Here is a 13,208-nt window from a genome sequence, read left to right on the forward strand (position 1 = left end):
AGGATCGCTATGAACTACCTTAAACAACCACAACACATTGAGCAGCAGAGCTTCAGGATTATCGAGCAGATTATCGCCTGCGAACGCCCGGATTACCGCTTTGCCGATGCGTGGCAGGAAGCGGTGATTAAGCGGGTGATCCATACCACCGCCGATTTCGACTGGCTGGATATTCTGTGGTTTTCCCCGAATGTGCTGCACGCGCTCACTGAGGGGTTGCGCCGTGGCTGCACGCTGTATACCGATACCACCATGGCGCTCTCCGGCATCAACAAGACTCTATTGCAGCAGATGGGGTGCCAATGCCGCTGCTATATCAGCGATCCGCGCGTGGTGGCTGCGGCCAAAGCGCAGGGGATCACCCGTTCGATGGCGGCGGTGGATATTGCGCTGGCGGAAGCTGGGGAAAAACTGTTTGTGTTCGGCAATGCGCCTACCGCGCTGTTTCGCCTGCTGGAACAGCAGGCCAACCCGTTGGCGGTGATCGGCGTGCCGGTGGGGTTTGTCGGCGCGGAAGAATCCAAAGAGGCGCTACAGAACAGCCAGTTACCGAGCATTGTTGCCTGCGGGCGCAAGGGCGGCAGCAACGTGGCCGCCGCGATTATCAATGCCACGCTGTATCACCTGCGGGGGGCGCTATGAGCCTGCAAGACAGCGTGTGGCACCACGGCAAGCGTTACCGCAAAGGTTATACCACCGGCTCTTGCGCCACGGCGGCGGCGAAGGTGGCGGCGCTGATGGTGCTGCGCCAGCAGATTATCCATCAGGTGGCGATCGTTACGCCTTCGGGCGTGACGCTCAATCTGAATGTTGAGCAGCCGCTGATTGAGGGCCAGCAGGCGATGGCGGCGATTCGCAAAGACGGTGGCGATGATGTGGATGCCACGCACGGCATGCTGATTTTTGCCCGCGTTACGCTGCAAAGCGACCACCAGCAGATCCTGCTGCGCGGCGGCGCAGGCGTGGGCACCGTCACCCGTAAAGGCCTCGGACTGGCCATCGGCAGCGCGGCGATCAACCGCACGCCGCGCCAGACCATCGAAGCCGCGGTGCGTGAGGTGATTGGCCCATTGCGCGGCGCGCAGGTAGAGATTTTTGCGCCGGAAGGGGTTGAACGGGCGCAGAAAACCTACAACGGACGGCTGGGGATTTTGGGAGGCATTTCGATTATCGGCACCACCGGCATTGTCACGCCGATGTCGGAAGAGAGCTGGAAGCGTTCGCTGGCTTTAGAGCTGGAAATGAAGCGAGCCGCTGGGTTGGACAAGGTGATCCTGGTGCCGGGTAACCACGGTGAGCGTTTTGTACGCGAACGGCTTGGGTTGGATAGCCAGCAGGTGGTGACCATGAGCAATTTTGTCGGCTACATGTTGCAAGAGGCGATGCGGCTGGAGTTCCGCCATATCGTGCTGGTGGGGCATCCGGGCAAGCTGGTCAAAATAGCCGCCGGGATCTTCCACACCCACAGCCATATCGCCGACGGGCGTATGGAAACCCTGATCGCCCATCTGGCGCTGATGGGGGCACCGCTGGCGCTGCTGCAACAGATCGAGCGTTGCGACACCACCGAAGCGGCGATGGAACTGATCGCCGAGCAAGGCTGGCAGGCGCTGTATCCGCGCATTGCCCGGCGGATCTGCGAGCGGGTGCAGGAAATGCTGCGTTTTAGCGTTAACCCGCCGGGTTGCGACGCGGTTCTATTCTCTTTCGATCAGCAAATCCTGGGCTGCAACCGGCCGCTGCAAGAGATTCTGGAGGTGATGCGATGATCGTTGTGGTTGGCGTTGGCCCCGGCAATGCTGATTTCCTCACGCCACAGGCGCAGGCGGCGATCGCCACTGCCGATTGGCTGGTGGGCGGGGCGCGTCACTTGGCGATGTTTGCGCAAGCTCAGCATCAAACCCGCACCTTGGATGCCGAGCTGGAGGCTTTGCTGGTATGGCTGCGCGGCAACCTCGGCACGCAACGCATTGTGGTGCTGGCCTCTGGCGATCCGCTGCTATTCGGCATTGGCAAATGGCTGGCGGCGCATTTTTTGCCTGAAGAGTTGCAGATCATTCCCGGCATCAGCGCCATTCAATACCTGTGCGCACGAGTCGCCTTGGACATGAACGATATTTATCTCACCAGCAGCCATGGCCGCACGCCGGATTTTGACTGGCTATTGCAGCATAACAAGGTAGCGATGGTGACCGATACGCTGATTGGGCCGCGTGCCATTGCCGACGCCATTATCCAGCGTGGCCTGACGCGTAGCCTGATTATCGGTGAGAACCTGTCGCTACCGGCCGAGCGGATTTATCGCCTGCCACCGGCGGCGGTCGCGCAACGTTACGACATGAACGTGGTGGTGATCCTCAATGAAAGATGATGCATTTTTGCGTGGGCAACGCGTACCGATGACCAAAGAAGCCGTGCGTTTGCTGGCGCTGGAACGGCTGGCGTTGGTGGGGGCCGGGCATTTGATCGACGTGGGTGCCGGGACCGGCAGCGTCGCGCTGGAGGCCGCGCTGCGTTTCCCGGCATTGCAGGTCACCGCGATTGAACATAACCCGGCGGCGCTTGAGTTGATTGCCGAAAACCGCCAGCGGTTGGGGTGCCGCAACGTCAACATTATTGCCGCCACTGCGCCGCTGGTGCTAGAGCTGCTGGCCGATGCGGTGTTTATCGGCGGCAGCGGCGGGCAACTGCTGGCCCTGATCGATTGGGCGCTGGCGCAACTGCGCCCCGGTGGCCGCCTGGTGCTGAGCTTTATTTTGCTGAACAACTTCACCGAGGCGCTGGCCTGCCTGCAAGCGCGCCACGTGGCGGAAATCTGCGGCGAGCAACTGCAATTCTCGGCCCTGATGCCGCTGGGCCGTGGCCACTATTTTAAGCCGAACAACCCCACCTATCTTATTTCTTGCCGCAAGGAGGGCAGCGATGTCTGAACACCTTTGGGATACACAAAAAGTCTGGTTTGTCGGCGCAGGGCCGGGGGACCCTGAGTTGATCACGCTGAAAGGCTACCGGCTGCTGCAACAGGCGCAGGTGGTGATCTATGCCGGTTCACTGATCAATACCGAACTGCTGAGCTATTGCCCGCCGCAGGCCGAACTGCACGACAGCGCGGGCCTGACGCTGGAGCAGATCATTGCGCTGATGGTGAGCGGTGTGCGTGCGGGCAAGCTGGTGGTGCGGCTGCAAACCGGCGATCTCTCGCTGTACGGTTCGATCCGCGAGCAGGGCGAAGTGCTGGCACAGCAGGGGATCGGTTTTGTCTCCGTGCCGGGGGTGAGCGCTTTTCTCGGGGCAGCGGCGCAGTTGGGGGTGGAATACACCGTGCCCGAAGTGGCGCAGAGCCTGATCATTACCCGCATTGAAGGGCGCACGCCGATGCCGCCGCGCGAACAGTTAGCCGCTTTTGCCGCCCATCAGACCTCAATGGCGATTTTCCTTTCCGTGCAGGAGATGGCGCGGGTGGTGGAGCAGTTGATCGCGGGCGGCTATCCGCCCCAAACGCCGGTGGCGGTGGTGTACAAAGCCACCTGGAAAGAGAGCCAAACGGTGCGCGGCACGCTGGCCGAGATTGCGGAAAAAGTTCGTGCGGCGGCGATCCACAAAACCGCGCTGATCCTGGTTGGAGCTTTTTTGGGGGATGAGTACCACTATTCCAAACTGTATGACGCGGGGTTCAGCCATGAATATCGTCAAGCCTGAAGCCATCGCGCTGTTCTGCCTGACGCCCGGCGGCGTGCGGCTGGCGCAGCGCTTGCAAACCCACCTGCCGCTCACCTGCTTTACCAGTGAAAAACTGCTGGTGCCGGGCTTCCAGCCGTTTAACGGCAGCTTCGGCGCTACGCTGCGCGAGGCGTTCAAAAGCTATTCGGCCTTGGTGGTGGTGGGTGCTATCGGCTTGACCGTGCGGGTGATCGCCCCGCTGGTGAACGACAAAATGAGCGATCCGGCGGTGGTGGTGATCGACGAGCGCGGCCAGCATGTGATCAGCCTGCTGTCGGGCCATGTGGGGGGCGCGAATGCGCTGACGTTGTTCCTTGCCGGGTTGCTGGGGGCCGATCCGGTGATCACCACCGCGACCGATGTTAATGAAATGGCCGCGCTGGATACGCTGGCGGCGCAGTTGGATGCCGAGATGCAGGATTTCCGTCAGGCGGTCAAAACGGTCAATCAGCAACTGGTCAGCGGCCAGAAAGTCGGGCTGTGGTGGGATGAACCTTTGCGGGCGGAACAACCCCGCTGTGATACCCGCGGCTTTGTCCCCGTAGCGGATTTACACAATCTGCCGGAGCTGGATGCGTTGGTGTGCGTCAGCCTGCGCGATTGCTTACCGGCGCTGCCGCTGCCGGTGTACAAACTGGTGCCGCGCCGGGTGGTGGTGGGCATCGGCTGCCGCCGCGCCACCTCATTGAAAACCTTGATCGAGCTGCTGCAACAACAGTTGGCAGACAACCATTTCGATCCGATGGCGCTGCGCGCTATCGGCAGTGTCACCATCAAGAAAGATGAACCGGCCTTGCAGCAACTGGCGCGCTGCTGGCGGGTGCCGTTCGAACTGTTCAGCAGCCATGAGTTGCGCCACCACGAACAACGCTTCCCGGCCTCCGATTTTGTGCGGGCCACGGTGGGCGTTGGCAGCGTTTCACAGCCGGTCGCCTGGCTGATGAGCGGTGGCAAACTGGTGGGCAACACGCTGCGCGAGCAAGGGGTTACCATGACATTGGGAGTATCACATTCATGTTAAGCGTGATTGGCATTGGGCCGGGCAGTGAAACGATGATGACGCAGGAGGCGATCGAGGCGATCCGCGCCGCAGAAATTATCGTCGGCTATAAAACCTATACCCACCTGGTGAAGCCGCTGACCGGCGATAAGCAGGTGATCAAAACCGGTATGTGTAAGGAGATTGAACGCTGCCAGGTGGCGATCGATCTGGCCCTGGCGGGCCACAATGTGGCGCTGATCAGCAGCGGTGATGCCGGGATTTACGGCATGGCCGGGTTGGTGCTGGAGCTTGTCGGCCAGCAGCAGTTGGATCTGGAGGTGAAGCTGGTGGCGGGGATCACCGCCAGCATCGCCGCTGCCTCACTGCTCGGTGCGCCGCTGATGCATGACTTTTGCCATATCAGCCTGAGTGATTTGCTCACCCCTTGGCCGGTGATCGAAAAACGCATTATCGCCGCCGCACAGGCCGACTTTGTGATCTGTTTCTACAACCCGCGCAGCCGTGGCCGGGAAGGGCATCTCGCCCGCGCCTTTGCGCTGATGCAGCCCTATAAAGCGCCAGCAACGCCGGTCGGCGTGGTGAAAGCCGCTGGCCGCAAAAAGCAGGAAAAGTGGCTGACCACGCTGGGTGAGATGGACTTTGCACCGGTCGATATGACCAGCCTGGTGATTGTCGGCAACCAAACCACCTATTGCCGCAACGGGCTGATGATTACCCCGCGAGGTTATGCACTGTGATCCATATCTTCGGCGGAACCCGCGATGCTCGGCTGATTTGCCAATGCCTGGATCGGGCCGGTGAACGCTACAGCCTGTCGGTGGCCAGCGATGCGGGCAAACAGCTTACCGGTAATCTTCAGGGCGAGGTGGTGGTCGGGCGCATGGATAGCGCCGAGATGGCGGATTATCTGCAACAACGTGGCATCCGCTGGGTGATCGATGCCTCGCACCCTTATGCCCACGCGCTGAGCACCAATGTGATGGACGCCTGCCGCCGCCTGGGACTGCGGCTGACGCGCTATCAGCGCCCGAGCGAGATTGACCGGCTGTCGCACCCGCAGTTACATAAGGTGAATACGCTGGCCGAAGCCTGCGCGTTGGCTCAGGGCATGGGCCAACGGGTGTTACTGACCACCGGCAGCAAACAATTGGCGGAATATCAGCGCGGCCTGCCGGGGAAAACCCTGCTGGTCAGGGTGTTACCGACCGCCGAAGTGTTGGCGCAGAGCGAAGCGCTGGGGCTAGGGGTAGATAACATTATTGCCCTGCGCGGCCCGTTTAGCGCGCGCTTCAATCAGGCGCTGTACGAGTTTTGCCAGCCGGACGTGGTGATCACCAAAGAGTCCGGCAGCGAAGGGGGGTATCTGCAAAAGGTTGAACCCTGCTTGGCATTAGACATTCCCTGCATCGTGGTGCGCCGCCCGCAGTCGCTAGAAAACGGGGGGGAGCAGGTGGACTCATTGGCGGCCTTTGCACAGCTGTTGGCCTGCTGGCAGAAACATCAAGGAAAATGACATGAAAAAAGCGCTGTTAGTGATCAGTTTTGGTACCAGCTATGCGAGCACACGCGAAAAGAATATTGAAGCCTGCGAGCAGCAGTTGGCGGCAGGCTGCGGCGATCGCCATCTGTTCCGTGCATTCACCTCGGAAATGATTATCCGCAAGTTGCGCCAGCGTGACGGCTTGCTGATCGATAACCCGCAGCAGGCGCTACAGCGTTTGGCGGAGGCGGGTTATCAGGATGTGGCGATCCAGTCGCTGCACATCATCAATGGCGACGAATATGAAAAAGTGGCCAGCGAAGTGCGTGCCAATCGCCACCGTTTCTGGCGTTTGATGTTGGGTAAACCGTTGCTCAGCAGCTTTGCCGATTATCAGCAACTGCTGCTGGCATTGCAGGGGCAAATGCCGCCGTTGGCCGCCGATGAACGGGTGGTGTTTATGGGGCATGGCACCGGCCATCACGCCTTTGCCGCCTACGCTTGCCTGGATCATCTGATGACCGCGCAGCGCTTCCCGGCGCTGGTGGGCGCGGTAGAGAGCTACCCGGAAGTGGACGAACTGATCGCCCGCTTGCAGCAACAGCGGGTGCGCAAAGTGCATTTGATGCCGCTGATGCTGGTGGCAGGCGATCACGCAATTAATGATATGGCCTCTGCCGACCCCGATTCCTGGGGCTCGCAAATGGCGGCGGCTGGGATTGAAACGCAGTGCTGGTTGCAAGGGTTGGGCGAAAATCCGCTGATTCGCCAGATGTTTGCCGAACATCTGCACGCGGCTTTGTGCCACAACCAGCGGGAGGTGGCCTGATGAGCGGCAAACTGTATGCGTTAGGCGTCGGCCCAGGGGCCAGTGATTTGCTTACCGTGCGTGCCGCCCGGCTGCTTGCTCAGCTTGATGTGCTCTATGCCCCCGCCGGGCGCAAAGGCGGCGATAGTTTGGCGCTAGCGATCGTGCGGGAATACCTGCTGCCACATACTGAGATCCGCACCTGCCATTTCCCGATGAGTGCCGATGATGCACAAAAACAGGCGGTTTGGGACGACGTAGCGCAGCAGCTTAAGGCGGAAGTTGCGCACGGCAAACAGGTGGGCTTTATCACGCTGGGCGATGCCATGCTGTTCAGCACCTGGGTGTTTCTGCTGGCGCGCCTCGGCCGCCCGGCCTGGCTGGAGATTGTGCCGGGCGTGACCTCGTTTGCAGCGATCGCCGCGCGCGCTGCCTTGCCGCTGGCGATGGAAACGCAGTCGCTGGCGGTGATGTCCTGCACGGCAGCGGAAGCCGAACTGGAGCAGGCGCTATTAACCCACGACTGTGTGGTGCTGATGAAAGTCTATGGCCGCTTCGCCAGCATCCAGGCATTGCTGGCGCGGCTGAAGCTGTTCGATCACGCGCTGCTGATGGCAGAAGCCACGCAGCCGGGCGAGCAGTGCTGGCGGCGGCTGGATCAACTGCCTGCCGATCGGCCTTTGCCCTATTTCTCGACCATTCTGGTGAATAAACGTTGGTTTACCGAGGAGTAACCGATGGAAACGCAAACCAAACAACTCTCATTAATGGGATTAGGATTCGCGTTGTTGATGATGTTGCTGCCGCAAGACGCCTTTGCCATGCACATTATGGAAGGTTTTTTGCCGCCTCTGTGGGCGATGGCCTGGTGGCTGCTGTTTCTGCCCTGCCTGTATGTTGGGCTACGGCGGTTGAAGCAGATCGTCAGCGACGACAGCAACCAGAAGGTGCTGCTGGCGTTGTGCGCGGCGTTTATTTTCGTGCTTTCGGCGCTCAAGATCCCGTCGCTCACCGGCAGTTGTTCTCACCCCACCGGGGTAGGGCTGGCGGTGATCCTGTTCGGCCCGGCGGTGGTGGCGGTGTTGGGGGCGATCGTGCTGCTGTTTCAGGCGCTGCTGCTGGCCCATGGCGGGTTGACCACGCTCGGGGCCAACGGTATGTCGATGGCGGTGATCGGGCCGCTGGTGGGTTATCTGGTGTGGCAATTGGCCTGTAAATCTGGCCTGCGCCGCGATGTGGCGGTGTTTCTGTGTGCGGCAGTGGCCGATCTGGCGACCTATTTTGTCACCTCGGTACAACTGGGCGTGGCCTTCCCGGATCCGCAGTTTGGCATCATCGGCTCCAGCGTGAAATTTATGGGGGTGTTCTGCCTGACGCAGATCCCAATCGCCATTGCCGAAGGGTTGCTGACCGTGATGATTTATGACCAGCTGACGAAACGCCGGTTGATCCCGGCCGAGGGGCATTGAGATGAAAAAAACGCTGATCCTGCTGGCAATGGTGGCCGCACTGGTGATCATGCCGTTCTTTATCAACCACGGCGGCGAATATGGTGGATCGGATGGGGAGGCCGAAACCTTGATCCAGCAAACCTCACCGCACTATCAACCCTGGTTTACCCCGCTGTATGAACCGGCCAGCGGTGAGATTGAAAGCCTGCTGTTTACCCTGCAAGGGTCGTTAGGGACGGCGGTGATTTTTTACATTCTGGGTTACTACCGGGGTAAACGCCGTGAGCATGTTGGGGATTGATCGACTGAGCGAACAAAGCCGCTGGCGGCATAGCGAACCGATGGCAAAACTGGCGCTGTATGGCCTGTTTCTGCTATTGGCGATGGTGTTGCCACCGCGCTATCAGGCGCTGTTGCTGGTGATTATCGCACTGCTGACCTGTTACCTGCTGCGCATCGGCCCGGCGCGTTATCTGCGCTGGCTGGCGATCCCGCTGACTTTTCTGCTGGTAGGGATGCTGACCATTATGCTCTCGGTAGCCCGGCAGCCCGATAGCCTGTGGTGGGGCATGCAGGTGGGGAACTTCTGGTTGGGTATCGATCGCGCGGGGTTGGTAACGGCCAATCACACCCTGTGGCGCAGCCTGGCCGCGCTGGCTGCCACCTTCTGGTTTGTGCTGAATACGCCATTTCCGCAACTGATTCAGTTGCTGAAACGCTGCCATGCGCCGCGCCTGCTGACGGAGCAAATTCTGCTGACCTGGCGGTTTATCTTTATTTTTATCGAAGAGGCTGCGGCGATCCACCGCGCTCAGTCGCTGCGCTTTGGCTATGTGTCGCTGGGCAGCAGTTACCGTTCGCTGGCGATGCTGGTGAGCATGTTATTTACCCGGGTGATGATCCGCTATCAGCAGATGATTATCGCGCTGGACGTCAAACTGTATCAGGGGGATTTCCCGCTGTGAGAGCAGGCCGCCGATGTTAAGCACCCGACAACTCAGTTTCAGCTACCAGGATGAACCGGTGTTACAGGATCTGACGCTGGATTTTGGCCAGCATGCGGTCACCGGGCTGTTAGGGGCGAATGGCTGTGGTAAATCAACTCTGTTGATGAACCTGACCGGCATATTGCGCCCGCAGCAGGGGGCGGTGCTGTGGCAAAGGGAAGCGCTCGATTACGGCAAAGCCAGCCTACGGGCGCTGCGCCAGCGGGTGACCACCGTGTTTCAAGATCCGGAACAGCAACTGTTTTATACCGATATCGACAGCGATATCGCTTTCAGCCTGCATAACCTGGGGATGGATCGGCAACTGATTGCCCAGCGGGTGGATCGGGCGTTGACGCTGGTGGATGCGCAGGGCTTTCGGCATAAGTCGATACAGAATTTGAGCCATGGGCAGAAAAAGCGGGTGGCGATCGCCGGGGCGCTGGTGATGGAAGCGGAATACCTGCTGCTGGATGAGCCTACCGCCGGGCTGGATCCGGCGGGGCGGCAGCAGATGATCGCCATCATTGAGCGGATCGTCGCCGAAGGCAAACGGGTAATTATCTCCAGCCATGACATTGATTTGATTTATCATATTTGTGATTACCTGTATGTCCTTTCCCATGGGCGGCTGGTTTGCGCCGGGGAAACGGCGCAGGTTTTCTTACAGCAGGAACAATTATCTGCCGCCGGGTTGGTGCAACCTTGGCTGGTGAAGTTGCACAGTGAACTGGGGTTGCCGCTGTGCAAAACGGAACAACAGCTGTTTGCGCTGCTGCGCCAGCGTGAGGTGGAGAAAGGGTGATGAAACTGTCCGTAATGGTACAGGGAACGGCGTCGGACGTCGGTAAAAGCGTATTAGTGGCCGGTTTGTGCCGGATATTTGCGCAGGATGGTTACCGCTGCGCGCCGTTTAAATCGCAGAATATGGCGCTCAATTCCGGCATTACCGCTAATGGTGAAGAGATGGGCCGGGCGCAGATCTTTCAGGCCGAGGCGGCAGGGATTGCGCCTGACGTGCGGATGAACCCGGTGCTGCTGAAACCCACTAGCGATCGCAAGGCGCAGGTGGTGCTGATGGGTAAAGTGGCCTGCGATATGGACGCAGTTAGCTATCACCACTACAAGCCGCAATTGCAGCAACAGATTAGCGAGGTTTATTACAGCCTGCTTAACGATTATGACGTGGTGGTGCTGGAAGGGGCGGGCAGCCCGGCGGAGATCAACCTGCGCGACCGGGATATCGTCAATATGGGCATGGCGGCGATCGCCCAAACGCCGGTGCTGCTGGTGGCGGATATCGATCGCGGCGGCGTTTTTGCTGCCATTTACGGCACGCTGGCGCTGCTGCGGCCCGAAGAGAAAGCGCGGGTAAAAGGGGTGATCATCAATAAATTCCGTGGCGACATCGCGTTGCTTCAATCAGGATTGGAGCAGATCGAAGCCCTGACCGGCGTGCCGGTGCTGGGGGTGATGCCGTGGCTGAATATCGATCTGGAAGATGAAGACGGTGTGGCGTTGCAAAACGGTAAATACCGCCCGGCGGGGGAGCACTTGCTGGATATTGTGGTGGTACAGCTACCGCATATCGCCAATTTTACCGATTTTAACGCTCTGGCGGCTCAGCCGGGCGTAGCGCTGCGTTATATCACGCATCCTGCGGCGCTGGCCGGTGCCGATCTGATTATTCTGCCGGGCAGCAAAAACACGCTGGGGGATTTGCAGTGGTTACAGCACAGCGGCTTGGCGGCGGCGTTGCTGGCACAGCATCAGGCCGGGACGCCGATCGTCGGCATCTGTGGCGGTTATCAGATGCTGGGTAAACACATTATCGATGGCGTTGAGTCCGGCGTGGCGCAGATGGCAGGCTTGGGATTGCTGGATGTCACCACCCAGTTCGCACAAGAAAAGGTGACCACGCAGGTAATTGCCCGCTGTCAGCCTGCGCTGCCCGGTATTTTATCCGCTTGCGCCGAGCAGGCGTTGGCCGGTTACGAAATTCATATGGGGGCCACGCAACTGGGGGCAGAAGCACAGCCTTTTGCCCGTTTAACCCAGCGCAATGGTGAACCGGACTGCGCCTTTGATGGCGCGGTGAACCGCGCGGGCAACGTGATGGGCAGCTATATTCATGGTCTGTTTGACAGTGGTCCTTTCAGCCGCGCCTTGTTGAATGGGTTACGCAGCAGGAAAGGACTGCCGATTGATCAGGGTGCAGCATTGGACTATACCCAGTATAAACAGCAGCAGTTTGACATTTTGGCCGATGCGATGCGGGAACATATTGATATAGCAGCTATTTACCGCATCATGAGCAGCTATAAAGAGGAGTAACACCAGCCAGTACTAACCAGTTCCCTCTCCTTTGGGGAGAGGGTTAGGGTGAGGGGAATGTCTCTGTACTAAAGCCCCTCACCCCGGCCCTCTCCCACAGGGAGAGGGGGAGACCTAACCATCAGAGGGGAGTGTTTCGTGATCCTGATTACCGGTGGCGCACGCAGCGGGAAGAGTTCACTGGCCGAACGGCTGGCGGGTGCGAGCGAGCAGGTGTTGTATATCGCCACCTCGCTGGTCACCGATGAAGAAATGGCCGAGCGGGTCAGACTGCACCGCCAAAGCCGCCCGGCCCATTGGCGCACCTGGGAAGGTAGCCAGCAATTGGCGCGCGTGATTGATGAACAGGCGGCAGTTGGCGAGGCGGTGATCGTTGAATGTATCACCACGCTGCTTGCCAACCAGATGTTTGCCTTAACGGCCGACACGCCGGTTGAGCAGATCGATTTTGTGGCGGTGGAGCAGGAACTTCAGCAGCAGATAGGCGAATTGCTGGCGGCCTGCGCCCGCAGCCCGGCGGCGATTTATCTGGTCACCAATGAGTTGGGCATGGGTATTGTGCCGGAAAACCGTTTGGCGCGGCATTTCCGCGATATCGCTGGCCGGGTCAATCAGCGCCTGGCCGCCGCTGCTGAAAAGGTGTTTTTGGTGATCTCTGGTATCGAGGTAAAAATCAAATGAGGTTGCGTCTGTTTTTAGCCACCTTGCAGTTTATGACGCGCATTCCGGTGCCTGCCCGCTGGACACAGGGACTGGAGCTGGATCATTACGAGCGTGGCATCGTCGGCTTTCCACTGATTGGGCTGATCGTCGGGGCCATTGGCGGTGGGGTGTTTATCTTGCTGGCCCCTTGGTGCGGGTTTCCGCTGGCGGCATTGGCTTATGTGCTGACCTTGGCGTTGGTCACCGGGGCATTTCATCTCGATGGGCTGGCGGATACCTGTGACGGCGTGTTTTCTGCCCGCAGCCGGGAGAACATGCTAGAGATTATGCGCGACAGCCGCCTGGGAACCAACGGCGGGTTGGCGCTGGTGTTTATTGTGCTGGCGAAGGTGCTGGTGGTTAGCGAACTGGCGCTGCGCGGGCTGCCGATGCTGGCCACGCTGACGGCGGCCAGCGTGGTCGGGCGATCGCTACTGGTGTTGCTGATGTATCGCCAGCGCTATGCTCGCGAGGGCGATGGCTTGGGGAATCTCTATATCGGCCGGATTAACGGCGTGCAAGCGGCAACCACGCTGGCCTGCGCAGCGGTGCTGGTGATGCTGCTGGGGCAGGGAAAAGCGATGTTCGCGCTGGGATATGCGTTGCTCGCCGTGTGGCTGCTGCGAACCTACTTGCACCGCCGCTTGGGCGGGCAGACCGGCGATACCTTGGGGGCGGCAGTGGAAGTGGCCGAGCTGGTGTTCTTAATGGCGCTGCTGTGAGT

The 13,208-nt window shown here is 59.8% G+C and carries 17 protein-coding genes; all 17 read left to right on the forward strand.

The features are described 5' to 3' along the window. Positions 1-9 precede the first annotated feature (9 nt). The 17 genes from ACX9GT_RS10480 (at position 10) to cobS (ending at position 13,206) form a co-directional block, all read left to right on the forward strand. Positions 10-642, forward strand: a complete 633-nt coding sequence (locus ACX9GT_RS10480; protein ID WP_473191003.1) for a cobalt-precorrin-8 methylmutase — start codon at positions 10-12, stop codon at positions 640-642. Next, positions 639-1,769 (forward strand): cobalt-precorrin-5B (C(1))-methyltransferase CbiD, encoded by a 1,131-nt coding sequence (gene cbiD, locus ACX9GT_RS10485; RefSeq protein ID WP_473191004.1) that lies wholly within the window; start codon positions 639-641, stop codon positions 1,767-1,769. The genes ACX9GT_RS10480 and cbiD overlap by 4 nt, the downstream gene beginning before the upstream one ends. Continuing rightward, on the forward strand, positions 1,766-2,371 hold the full coding sequence (locus tag ACX9GT_RS10490) for a cobalt-precorrin-7 (C(5))-methyltransferase (protein ID WP_473191005.1): 606 nt from the start codon (positions 1,766-1,768) through the stop codon (positions 2,369-2,371). The genes cbiD and ACX9GT_RS10490 overlap by 4 nt, the downstream gene beginning before the upstream one ends. Then, a complete protein-coding gene (locus ACX9GT_RS10495; RefSeq protein ID WP_473191006.1) occupies positions 2,361-2,930 on the forward strand; it encodes a decarboxylating cobalt-precorrin-6B (C(15))-methyltransferase in 570 nt (189 codons plus the stop codon). Before ACX9GT_RS10490 ends, ACX9GT_RS10495 begins: the two co-directional genes overlap by 11 nt. Then, a complete protein-coding gene (locus ACX9GT_RS10500; protein WP_473191007.1) occupies positions 2,923-3,699 on the forward strand; it encodes a cobalt-precorrin-4 methyltransferase in 777 nt (258 codons plus the stop codon). The genes ACX9GT_RS10495 and ACX9GT_RS10500 overlap by 8 nt, the downstream gene beginning before the upstream one ends. After that, the gene (gene cbiG, locus ACX9GT_RS10505) at positions 3,680-4,741 is read left to right on the forward strand and encodes a cobalt-precorrin 5A hydrolase (RefSeq protein ID WP_473191008.1); all 1,062 of its coding nucleotides are present in this window, start codon (positions 3,680-3,682) and stop codon (positions 4,739-4,741) included. The genes ACX9GT_RS10500 and cbiG overlap by 20 nt, the downstream gene beginning before the upstream one ends. After that, complete coding sequence (locus ACX9GT_RS10510; protein ID WP_473191009.1) at positions 4,735-5,460, forward strand: precorrin-3B C(17)-methyltransferase; 726 nt, start codon at positions 4,735-4,737, stop codon at positions 5,458-5,460. Before cbiG ends, ACX9GT_RS10510 begins: the two co-directional genes overlap by 7 nt. After that, positions 5,457-6,236, forward strand: coding sequence for a cobalt-precorrin-6A reductase (locus tag ACX9GT_RS10515; protein WP_473191010.1), 780 nt, complete (start codon positions 5,457-5,459; stop codon positions 6,234-6,236). Before ACX9GT_RS10510 ends, ACX9GT_RS10515 begins: the two co-directional genes overlap by 4 nt. Before the next feature lies 1 nt (position 6,237). After that, positions 6,238-7,032 carry a sirohydrochlorin cobaltochelatase gene (gene cbiK, locus ACX9GT_RS10520; RefSeq protein ID WP_473191011.1) on the forward strand — a complete coding sequence of 265 codons (795 nt, stop codon included), beginning with the start codon at positions 6,238-6,240 and terminating at the stop codon, positions 7,030-7,032. After that, complete coding sequence (locus tag ACX9GT_RS10525; RefSeq protein WP_473191012.1) at positions 7,032-7,745, forward strand: cobalt-factor II C(20)-methyltransferase; 714 nt, start codon at positions 7,032-7,034, stop codon at positions 7,743-7,745. The genes cbiK and ACX9GT_RS10525 overlap by 1 nt, the downstream gene beginning before the upstream one ends. 3 nt (positions 7,746-7,748) lie before the next feature. Further along, the gene (gene cbiM / locus ACX9GT_RS10530) at positions 7,749-8,480 is read left to right on the forward strand and encodes a cobalt ECF transporter S component CbiM (protein WP_473191013.1); all 732 of its coding nucleotides are present in this window, start codon (positions 7,749-7,751) and stop codon (positions 8,478-8,480) included. Between the two features lies 1 nt (position 8,481). Beyond that, positions 8,482-8,763: an energy-coupling factor ABC transporter substrate-binding protein gene (locus tag ACX9GT_RS10535; RefSeq protein ID WP_473191014.1), complete on the forward strand. Its 282-nt coding sequence runs from the start codon at positions 8,482-8,484 to the stop codon at positions 8,761-8,763. Next, on the forward strand, positions 8,750-9,427 hold the full coding sequence (locus tag ACX9GT_RS10540) for an energy-coupling factor ABC transporter transmembrane protein (RefSeq protein WP_473191015.1): 678 nt from the start codon (positions 8,750-8,752) through the stop codon (positions 9,425-9,427). Before ACX9GT_RS10535 ends, ACX9GT_RS10540 begins: the two co-directional genes overlap by 14 nt. 13 nt (positions 9,428-9,440) lie before the next feature. After that, positions 9,441-10,253: an ATP-binding cassette domain-containing protein gene (locus ACX9GT_RS10545; protein WP_473191016.1), complete on the forward strand. Its 813-nt coding sequence runs from the start codon at positions 9,441-9,443 to the stop codon at positions 10,251-10,253. Further along, on the forward strand, positions 10,253-11,782 hold the full coding sequence (locus tag ACX9GT_RS10550; protein ID WP_473191017.1) for a cobyric acid synthase: 1,530 nt from the start codon (positions 10,253-10,255) through the stop codon (positions 11,780-11,782). Before ACX9GT_RS10545 ends, ACX9GT_RS10550 begins: the two co-directional genes overlap by 1 nt. Before the next feature lie 138 nt (positions 11,783-11,920). Further along, entirely contained in the window at positions 11,921-12,463 is a 543-nt protein-coding gene (gene cobU, locus ACX9GT_RS10555; protein WP_473191018.1) for a bifunctional adenosylcobinamide kinase/adenosylcobinamide-phosphate guanylyltransferase, read from the forward strand. Then, positions 12,460-13,206 (forward strand): adenosylcobinamide-GDP ribazoletransferase, encoded by a 747-nt coding sequence (gene cobS / locus ACX9GT_RS10560; protein ID WP_473191019.1) that lies wholly within the window; start codon positions 12,460-12,462, stop codon positions 13,204-13,206. The genes cobU and cobS overlap by 4 nt, the downstream gene beginning before the upstream one ends. Positions 13,207-13,208 lie beyond the last annotated feature (2 nt).

The sequence above is a fragment of the Serratia sp. YWN4 genome (assembly GCF_055790845.1).

Bases quoted from the DNA above. Each gene is read 5' to 3' on its own strand.
- ACX9GT_RS10480 (WP_473191003.1), top strand. From the start codon at position 10: ATGAACTACCTTAAACAACCACAACACATTGAGCAGCAGAGCTTCAGG.
- cbiD (WP_473191004.1), top strand. From the start codon at position 639: ATGAGCCTGCAAGACAGCGTGTGGCACCACGGCAAGCGTTACCGCAAA.
- ACX9GT_RS10490 (WP_473191005.1), top strand. From the start codon at position 1,766: ATGATCGTTGTGGTTGGCGTTGGCCCCGGCAATGCTGATTTCCTCACG.
- ACX9GT_RS10495 (WP_473191006.1), top strand. From the start codon at position 2,361: ATGAAAGATGATGCATTTTTGCGTGGGCAACGCGTACCGATGACCAAA.
- ACX9GT_RS10500 (WP_473191007.1), top strand. From the start codon at position 2,923: ATGTCTGAACACCTTTGGGATACACAAAAAGTCTGGTTTGTCGGCGCA.
- cbiG (WP_473191008.1), top strand. From the start codon at position 3,680: ATGAATATCGTCAAGCCTGAAGCCATCGCGCTGTTCTGCCTGACGCCC.
- ACX9GT_RS10510 (WP_473191009.1), top strand. From the start codon at position 4,735: ATGTTAAGCGTGATTGGCATTGGGCCGGGCAGTGAAACGATGATGACG.
- cbiK (WP_473191011.1), top strand. From the start codon at position 6,238: ATGAAAAAAGCGCTGTTAGTGATCAGTTTTGGTACCAGCTATGCGAGC.
- ACX9GT_RS10525 (WP_473191012.1), top strand. From the start codon at position 7,032: ATGAGCGGCAAACTGTATGCGTTAGGCGTCGGCCCAGGGGCCAGTGAT.
- cbiM (WP_473191013.1), top strand. From the start codon at position 7,749: ATGGAAACGCAAACCAAACAACTCTCATTAATGGGATTAGGATTCGCG.
- ACX9GT_RS10535 (WP_473191014.1), top strand. From the start codon at position 8,482: ATGAAAAAAACGCTGATCCTGCTGGCAATGGTGGCCGCACTGGTGATC.
- ACX9GT_RS10540 (WP_473191015.1), top strand. From the start codon at position 8,750: ATGTTGGGGATTGATCGACTGAGCGAACAAAGCCGCTGGCGGCATAGC.
- ACX9GT_RS10545 (WP_473191016.1), top strand. From the start codon at position 9,441: ATGTTAAGCACCCGACAACTCAGTTTCAGCTACCAGGATGAACCGGTG.
- ACX9GT_RS10550 (WP_473191017.1), top strand. From the start codon at position 10,253: ATGAAACTGTCCGTAATGGTACAGGGAACGGCGTCGGACGTCGGTAAA.
- cobS (WP_473191019.1), top strand. From the start codon at position 12,460: ATGAGGTTGCGTCTGTTTTTAGCCACCTTGCAGTTTATGACGCGCATT.